General features: G+C 61.3%; 7 protein-coding genes, 2 pseudogenes and 1 CRISPR repeat array. Of the genes and pseudogenes, 1 reads left to right on the forward strand and 8 read right to left on the reverse strand.

Going from position 1 to position 8,459, the window contains the following annotated elements; translation table 11 throughout:
- Positions 1-39: 39 nt before the first annotated feature.
- Positions 40-1,065: a CRISPR direct-repeat array (repeat unit 36 nt; unit sequence AGCTTAGCCGTTCAGAAACCGCAGGCCAACCGCAAC).
- A 228-nt stretch (positions 1,066-1,293) separates the two neighbouring features.
- Positions 1,294-2,883 (reverse strand): ATP-binding protein, encoded by a 1,590-nt coding sequence (locus tag DRF71_RS22215; protein ID WP_112312683.1) that lies wholly within the window; start codon positions 2,881-2,883, stop codon positions 1,294-1,296.
- Entirely contained in the window at positions 2,880-3,602 is a 723-nt protein-coding gene (locus DRF71_RS22220; RefSeq protein ID WP_112312684.1) for a response regulator, read from the reverse strand. The genes DRF71_RS22215 and DRF71_RS22220 overlap by 4 nt, the downstream gene beginning before the upstream one ends.
- Before the next feature lie 273 nt (positions 3,603-3,875).
- On the opposite strand from DRF71_RS22220, the gene DRF71_RS28815 reads away from it, so the two are divergent.
- The gene (locus DRF71_RS28815) at positions 3,876-4,190 is read left to right on the forward strand and encodes a hypothetical protein (protein ID WP_232831644.1); all 315 of its coding nucleotides are present in this window, start codon (positions 3,876-3,878) and stop codon (positions 4,188-4,190) included.
- 175 nt (positions 4,191-4,365) lie between these two features.
- On the opposite strand, the pseudogene DRF71_RS29550 reads toward DRF71_RS28815, so the two are convergent.
- The 6 genes and pseudogenes from DRF71_RS29550 to DRF71_RS22250 form a co-directional block, all read right to left on the reverse strand.
- A pseudogene (locus DRF71_RS29550) lies at positions 4,366-4,800 on the reverse strand (helix-turn-helix transcriptional regulator); the annotation flags it as partial.
- A gap of 90 nt (positions 4,801-4,890) precedes the next feature.
- A pseudogene (locus tag DRF71_RS28820) lies at positions 4,891-5,172 on the reverse strand (M20 peptidase family dipeptidase); the annotation flags it as partial.
- A 62-nt stretch (positions 5,173-5,234) separates the two neighbouring features.
- Positions 5,235-5,390: a hypothetical protein gene (locus tag DRF71_RS22230; RefSeq protein ID WP_198672314.1), complete on the reverse strand. Its 156-nt coding sequence runs from the start codon at positions 5,388-5,390 to the stop codon at positions 5,235-5,237.
- A 395-nt stretch (positions 5,391-5,785) separates the two neighbouring features.
- A complete protein-coding gene (locus DRF71_RS22240; protein ID WP_112312685.1) occupies positions 5,786-7,171 on the reverse strand; it encodes an aspartate ammonia-lyase in 1,386 nt (461 codons plus the stop codon).
- A 111-nt stretch (positions 7,172-7,282) separates the two neighbouring features.
- Positions 7,283-8,044: an amino acid ABC transporter ATP-binding protein gene (locus tag DRF71_RS22245; RefSeq protein ID WP_112312686.1), complete on the reverse strand. Its 762-nt coding sequence runs from the start codon at positions 8,042-8,044 to the stop codon at positions 7,283-7,285.
- 9 nt (positions 8,045-8,053) lie between these two features.
- A partial coding sequence (locus tag DRF71_RS22250) for an amino acid ABC transporter permease (RefSeq protein WP_157971248.1) occupies positions 8,054-8,459 on the reverse strand: 406 nt, incomplete at its 5' end.

The following is an 8,459-nucleotide window of genomic DNA, read 5'->3' on the forward strand; positions in this document are numbered from 1 at the left end:
AACCGCAACGCGGGTGCCGCCTTACTTCGTCAGCATGACAGCTTAGCCGTTCAGAAACCGCAGGCCAACCGCAACCGAGATCTCCAACACGCGGCACACATCGGCAGCTTAGCCGTTCAGAAACCGCAGGCCAACCGCAACCATCATGGCATCGACATCAATGCGCCAGCCAGCTTAGCCGTTCAGAAACCGCAGGCCAACCGCAACCAGGCGCTCCGTGATCTGATCGTGAGCGTGAGCTTAGCCGTTCAGAAACCGCAGGCCAACCGCAACAGTTCGAGGCGGTCAGGATCGCGCTGCGGCAGCTTAGCCGTTCAGAAACCGCAGGCCAACCGCAACCGCGGCAGATAAGTGCCGGGCTCGGCATTTAGCTTAGCCGTTCAGAAACCGCAGGCCAACCGCAACGCAATATCCCGGCGATACGGCGGGCAAAAAAGCTTAGCCGTTCAGAAACCGCAGGCCAACCGCAACTCTGGCGATCATATGGCGGCCCAGGCTGAAAGCTTAGCCGTTCAGAAACCGCAGGCCAACCGCAACGCGGAATTAGGGGGGCATCCGATTCCCGGCAGCTTAGCCGTTCAGAAACCGCAGGCCAACCGCAACTGATCGATCTCGCCCGAGGGCGGATCGGCGAGCTTAGCCGTTCAGAAACCGCAGGCCAACCGCAACGAAATACTGCGCGCTGAAAAGGGATTGGATAGCTTAGCCGTTCAGAAACCGCAGGCCAACCGCAACAAGAGCAAGGATCTCCATGATCTCGGCCAGAGCTTAGCCGTTCAGAAACCGCAGGCCAACCGCAACTCATCAAGCGCCGCCGCCCGCAATGGCGAGAGCTTAGCCGTTCAGAAACCGCAGGCCAACCGCAACTGAAGAAAACGAACGGCGTCAGGAACAGATAGCTTAGCCGTTCAGAAACCGCAGGCCAACCGCAACAAGACAGCGCGCCATGCGGAAGAAGCGAGGAGCTTAGCCGTTCAGAAACCGCAGGCCAACCGCAACCGCATTAACATAGGCCAGCGCCAAACCGTCAGCTTAGCCGTTCAGAAACCGCAGGCCAACCGCAACACTGATGCTCATCGATGACATCAGGCAGCATCATATTGAAGGCGGCCCTCCTGATCGGCTTTCTTGTTGTTTTGACGGTGGCGGATTTTTTTGACACAGGGATCGGAAGAGGGTTGGGCCTGTTTCTCTTTGGACTGCCTGCTGGAATGTCAGCGCTTCTCTTCGTCGCCAATACCGTACGCCCCGACGATGAGGCGGGCGCTGTCAGCCTGTTTCCATCGGCCATTGTCAGGCCGGAGGGGCTTGCCGAGACTTTCTGCTCAGCGAGATCACCGCTTTCAGGCCGCCTTCGGGGCGGTTTTTCAGGACGATTTCGCCCTGTTGCGCCTGAATGATGGATTGCACGATGGCAAGCCCAAGACCCATACCGCCGGTCTCGCGCGAGCGCGATTCCTCTAAGCGGTAGAGCGGCTCGAAGACATGGGCCAATTCCTCTTCGGGAATGCCGGGGCCGGAGTCGCTGACGGTGATTTCCACGTTCTCGGCGGTATCGGAGATGGCCACCTCGGCGCGTTCACCATATTTCACCGCATTTTCGATCAGATTGGTGATAGCGCGTTTCAACATCGCCGGGTCGCATTCGACCACGATGGGATTGCCCGCCATCCAGCTTTGTCTGGCGCTCTGGTCAGCTGTCGGGGTCGCCATCGTGACCGGCATGCCGGCATCGGCGAAATCATCGGTGATGCTCGACAGCAAAGCCGTCATATCGGTCCGGCGCCATTCGGGTTTCTTCGATTGCGCCACCGCAAGCTCAAGCGTCGCGGCGACCATCGCGTCGAGATCGGCTATCGTGGCCAGCATCCGCTCGCGGTCCTCGGTCTCGTCGATGGTCTCGATCCGCAGCCGCAAAAGCGTGAGCGGCGTGCGGAAATCATGGGAAATCGCCGCCAGGGTCCTGGTGCGGTCATCCATCAGGGCGCGGATGCGCTTTTGCATCCCGTTGAAGGCCAGCGCGGCCTGTTTGGTCTCGGTGGTGCCGAGGACCGGCATCGGCGGCGCATTCAGGTTCTCTCCCAGCCGGCGCGAGGCCTCCGAAAGCTCGGCCAGGGGTCGGCTGACGCGCCGCACCGCCCAGGCAGAAGCCAAGAGGATGACCCCCGCCATAGCCAGCATCGAGAAGAAGAACCCGTTCGACAGCGTGGCGCGGTCGCCGGGCAGGCCGCCGGAAACATTCAGCCAGCGCCCGTCTTGCAAGGGCAAGGAGACATGGAGCTGCGATTCTGCCTGACCCGAGGCGCCACCCTCCGAGTGGCCATCCTCCGAGTCGTCATCCTCGTCATGGTCATTTTCTTCCGCTTTTTCTTTGTGTTCCTCAGCCTCTTTCGCCGCCTCACTCAGGGCCTTGGTCGGGCTGTCGTCACTGTGCTCGTCGGACTCCTTGCCGCTGTGATGCCCTGACGTTCCGCGGGCCTTTTCCGAGCCAGATCCAGAGCCCGAGCCCGAGCGCGAAATCCGCACCACCGGCTGCTGATCCGCAGGCAGCGCAAGCCGCCTCGCCAGGAGCTCCGCCAGCGCCGCCGCCGCCGCCGCGTCGTTATTGGGCTGTTCTGCGGTCATGGGGCTGTTCTCGATCCGCACCACGAAAGTCTCGTCCCCCGAATAGGCGACGATTCGTTCCTGCCAATCGGGCGGCGCCTGCATCACCAGCTGCGCGAGATTGGAGATCCGGTCGGCAATCGCCACGCCCCCGACGATGCGGACGGTTTCCTCGCGATCCGCCCTATAGACCCAGGCGCCCACCGCCGTCGACAGGACCAGGCCCGCCAGAAGAATGGCCATTGTCTGGCCGAAAAGCGAGCGCGGACCAAAGCTCATTGCAGGGTCTCGACCTCGGCGGAGAAGATATAACCCCCGCCCCAGACCGTCTTGATGATCCTTGGCTCATTGGGGTCGGGTTCGATCTTTTTGCGCAACCGGCTGACCTGAGTGTCGATGCTGCGATCAAACACCCCGGCCGAGCGCCCCCGCGCCAGATCGAGCAGCTGATCGCGGCTCAGAACCTGGCCGGGCCGCTCGATCATCGCCATCAGAAGATCGAATTCCCCGGTGCTCAGGGCAACGGTGACATCATCCTCATTCACCAATTCCCGCGCGCCGCTGTCAAAGACCCACCGCTCGAAGCGATAACGTTGCGGCCGCCGCTGGTCGCCGGTGGTATCGACATTGCGCGTCCGCCGCAGAACCGCACGGATCCGCGCGATCAATTCGCGGCTGCCAAAGGGTTTCGAAATATAGTCATCGGCCCCGAGCTCGAGGCCGACCACGCGGTCGATCTCGTCGCCCTTGGCGGTGAGCATGATGATCGGCACATTCGATTCGGCGCGCAAAACGCGAAACAGCGTAAACCCGTCCTCGCCCGGCAGCATCAGATCCAGCAAGATCAGATCGGGCCTAGCCGTGGCCAACACCTTGCGCATCGCGACACCATTGCCTGCCTCGCTGACGCGAAAGCCTTCGCGCATCAGGGCGCGCGACACCAATTCGCGGATTTCGCGATGGTCATCGACGATCAGGATATGGGGTTCTGCGCTCATGGCCGCATAGCTAAAGCATTCTTTGGCCAGCGGGGATTCTAAATTGAAACAGACTGTGACACCCGGCCCGACTGCCACACCTGGTCACAAACCGGCCTGTTTCTGGCAAACATCTGAAACCTGCGGCGGCTATTCATGCTTCGACAGGTTGAAACCGTGAGGGACCGAAAACCCCCGGCAACCTGTTTTCGGCGGCGCGGGCCAAAGCGCAGGGAGATCGCTCCCGCAAAGGACCCCGCCCGTCATGGTGTATAGGATTGAGAAGGAAACATGATGAACAACTTCAAACTTGCGACGATCGCTCTCGTGCTCGCTCTCCCGGTTGGCGCCTTCGCCCAGACCGCAACGACCCAGGACACCACCCCGCCGGCGACCACCCAGGCGCAAGGCACCCAGAACGCGCATCACAATGACGATGCGAACGACCCCGAGCACACCAATGACGCAACCAAAAAGTGTCACAAGCAGGGCCAGAACAACACCACCGGAAATACCAGCAGGCATAACGACGACGACGACGACGACGACCACAATGACGGCCAGCACCACAACGGGAACCAGCCTCCGGTCCAGGCTCCGGCGAACTGAGCCGCCGCTTTTGGTGACCTGAACCTCTGAACAGGTCGGGGCGCGTCAAATTTCTGATACGCCCCGGCTCTGTTGCACAAACTTCCATTTGTCCGCCATCAGCGCCGATGGGACAGTTTAGCCTGATTGCGCAGCGGAGGATGTGCGGCTCATCTTTGCCGTTGCGGCCAAAATCACGCGGTGGCCCGCCCATAACGTGCCTGAAAGCGGTGCTAAAGGCGCTTTCAGATTCGTAGCCAAGTGCCGGCGCGATCACCAAAATCGGATCGCCCGAGGTCTCAAGCCGCTCAGCCGCCATAAGCATCCGCCAGCGCAAAAGATACTCCATCGGCGTTTCGCCCGGGGTCTCCCTAAACCTTTGCGAAAAGCCCGAGCGCGACATGCCTGCATGCGATGCAAGCTCTTGCAGCGTCCAGCGCCGGGCCGGGTCGCGGTGCATGGCGCTGATCGCCTGGCAGATCTGTTTATCCGCGAGCGCGGCGAACCAGCCGGCGTTGGCGTGGTCCGCCGCCGCCAGATGCAGCCACAGCGCCTGCACCAGCATCATATGCGCCAGATGCTGCGCGATCAGATAACCGCCGGGCGGCCCCGCCACCAGTTCATCGCGCATCCGCTCGACCGACCAGAACAGCCTGTTCGGCGGCTTTGTCGATATGGACGATGGCGGGCAGCATCCGCAGCAAAAGCCCGGCGTGGCTGAGACCACCACGTCGGAAAACCCTTCGCGCTCCGGATGGCGCCGCAGCGCAGGCAGGATGTCGTGCGGATCGGTGCCCACAACATAGCGCAGCTGGCAGGTGGCCCGCGCCTTGCCCGAAATCGCATTCACCGGGGCCTCTGGCCGCCCAGATTTCATCGCAAAGACCGCGAAACTGTTCCAACCGAAAACGCGCTCGGTCTGGCTCAGCCCCTCATCGCCCCAATCGGCATCCAGAGGGAACACGGACCCGGGCGGCGGCAACAGCGCCAGAACCTCGCGGATAAACCAAGTGCCAGAGCTGCCTGGAAGCGGAGAACGACAGAAAAATCGAGTGACATTGTGCGTTACCCCGCGATGCCGCGCCGCCGCTCAAGCCACCCGACCAGTTGGCCGACAGGAAAAGCAACTGCGAGATAGAAGAGCACCAGAACGGTGAAGGTCTCGATCGGGCGGTATGTCTGCGTGGCAAGGAATTTGCCTTGATACATCAGGTCCTGCACACACCCGGCAGTTCCGCGATAACTTCATCGACTTCCTGAAGAAAAACTACCTTAAAGAAGTGTCGCTGGGACAGGTGGCGCCAGGGCCTGTGGGGGTTTACGGATGGCCCTGGGCGATGGCAGTGAGGGTGCCCTGAGATAGGCGGCAATACCCGCAGGCTTTCTTCGATGATCCGGACCTTGTCCTCGTCTGACCAATGCCGACGACGGCCCATCTCATTGGCAGCGAAGATCTCGATCGGGAGAAGCAACTGAAGAGCATACCATAAGGCAATACCTTACGCCCATTTGCACAAGCAGTGCAGACTGGAGAACCCCCACCTCCAACCCTTATGGAATCTAATGATCCCATCAGGAAGCGCATTGGCAGGTGGGGCCGGGACAGCGCTCAAGGCTCAGCCCGGGGGCTGAACCGACTTTTTCAATTGATCAAGCACCTGCGCGCGGTCCATCAGGCCCATCTCAACCATCTTGCTGACGAAGGAGACGCCCTCTTTTTCAGCCTGCTTCACGATTGCCGAGACTTTCGAATATCCCAGTTCCGAAACCATGACGGTGGCCAGAGCGGGCGAATTCAGCAGCAGCTCAAGCGCCCGCTCGGGGCGGGCCTCGATACCGCTGATGCATCTGTCCGCGAAAAGCTGGCTGCCCCGGGTCAGAAGGCGGATGCTTTCAAAGAGGCGCGACGCAATGGCCGGCTCGAAATGGTTGATCTCAAGCTGCCCGGCCATCGAGGCCAGAGCAACCGTCTGATCATTCCCCGCGAGCGCGAAAGCGATCTGCTGCATCATCATCGGCAGAACAGGATTGATCTTGCCGGGCATGATCGAAGAGCCCGGCTGAACCGCCGGCAGGCGGATCTCGCCAAGGCCCGTCTGCGGGTCCGAGGACAGCAGGATCAGGTCATGCGCGATTTTCGCAATGGTCTCGGCGGCGATGCGGATCTCAGAAGACACCCGCGCGAAGGTGTCCGAGTTCTGCATTGCGTCGAAAGAATCATCGGCGCGGCGCACCGGCAGCGAAAGCTCAGCCTGCAGATGGGCGTAAAGCGCCCTGGGATAGCCGGGGTCAGAGCCGAGGCCCGTTCCGATCGCGCTGCCCCCCAGCGGAAGCTGCAACAGCTCATCCGCCGCCGCCGCAATCTTCCCGGCCTGCCGCCGCACTGCACTGGCATAGCCGCCAAATTCCTGACCCAGCGTCATCGGCTGCGCCGCCTGCATACAGGTCCGGCCGACCTTCAGCACATCGCCAAAGGCTGCGGCCCGCCCGGCAAAGGCATCCGCCAGATGGGACAGGGCCGCGATCAGTGGCTGCGCTGCCTCATAAACCGCGAGTTTCAGCGCCGATGGCACCACATCATTGGTGGATTGCCCATGATTGACGTGATCATTCGGGTGCAGCGTCGCGTAATCTCCGGCGGCATGTCCCAGGATCTGCAAGGCCCGGTTCGCGATCACCTCATTCGCGTTCATATTGATCGAGGTGCCGCCCGATCCTTCAAGAATATCAATGATGAACTGGTCATGGTGCTGGCCCGCCAGCAACTCGTCACAGGCCGCAATGATCGCATTGGCGAGGGGCGCTTCCAGCACGCCGATCTCACGGTTGGCAAGCGCCGCCGCCTTCTTGATCACCGCCAGCGCCCGCACAAACCCCGGGTGGTCGCCGATTGTCAGGCTGCCAAGCGCCGAGTTCTCGGATCCGCGCAAAGTGTTGACGCCATAAAGCGCCGCATCGGGCAACTCACGCGCGCCCAGACCATCAGTTTCGATACGAGCCATGCCCGGAAGTCCTGTTCTCAGAGTGTTGGAATGCCCACGGCGCATGACAAGGCCCGCGCCGTGGCTGTTGGAGGCAGGCGATCAACCTGCGAATGCGGAGAGGCCCCGGGCTCAGAGAACCTGGCTGAGGAACTGCCGTGTCCTCGGGTCTGAGGCATTGGTGAAGAAAGTCGCGGGCGGGCCATGTTCGACGATGACGCCCTTATCGGTGAAGTAGATGTGGTCGGCGACCTCGCGCGCGAAGCCCATTTCATGGGTCACGAGGATGCAGGTCATGCCCTCGGCGGCCAGATCCTTGATCGTCACCAGCACCTCTTTCACCGTTTCCGGGTCAAGCGCCGCCGTCACCTCATCGAACAACATGATGTCGGGCCGCATGGCCAGGCTGCGGGCAATCGCGACACGCTGCTGTTGACCACCCGAAAGCTCGCCCGGATAGCTGTTTTCCTTACCCTCCAGCCGCACTTTTCGGATCAGCTCGCGGGCGCGTTTCTCGACCCCGGCGCGATCCTCTTTCAGCACTTTGACCGGTGCCATCATCACGTTTTGCAAGGCGGTCTTATGCGGGAAGAGGTTATATTGCTGGAACACCATGCCGACCTTCTTGCGCAGGGCCAGCTTGTCGAGCTTTGCATCATGCACCTCCTGGCCCTCGACCTGGATCGAGCCGCCCTGGATATCGGCCAGCGCATTGATGCAGCGGATCAGCGTCGACTTCCCCGAGCCTGACGGCCCGATGATGCAAACCACCTCGCCCTTCATGATATCGAGGCTGATCCCGTTCAGCACCGGCACCGTGCCATATGATTTCCGCACATCCTTCAGCGAAACGATGGGCTGCGCCTCTGTCCATTTTCCATCTGTATGGGCCATCGTAAGTCCTTACAATTTCACGGAATAGCGGCGTTCAAGCCGGGAAGTGATCAGGCTGATCGGGTAGCAGTAGACGAAGAACCAGCCGAGCACATAAAGATACATCGGGATCAGGATGTCGGGTCTGCCCTCGGCCGAAAGCGCCGAACGGGTATAGCCCATGATGTCATCCACCCCGATGATCGAGACCAGCGGCGTCGCCATGGTCAGCACCGCGTAAAGGTTCATCCAGTTCGGCAGGATGCGCTTCACCGTCTGCGGCAGGATCACCATCCGCATCGTCTGGCCCCGGCTGAAGCCCAGCGATTCCGCGCTTTCCCATTGCCCGGTCGGCACTGACAGAATCGCGCCCCGCACATATTCCGACATATAGGCCATGACCGGCAGCGACAGCCCAATCACCGCCTTCAGCCAG

Source organism: Pseudogemmobacter bohemicus (genome assembly GCF_003290025.1).
Classification (GTDB): domain Bacteria; phylum Pseudomonadota; class Alphaproteobacteria; order Rhodobacterales; family Rhodobacteraceae; genus Pseudogemmobacter; species Pseudogemmobacter bohemicus.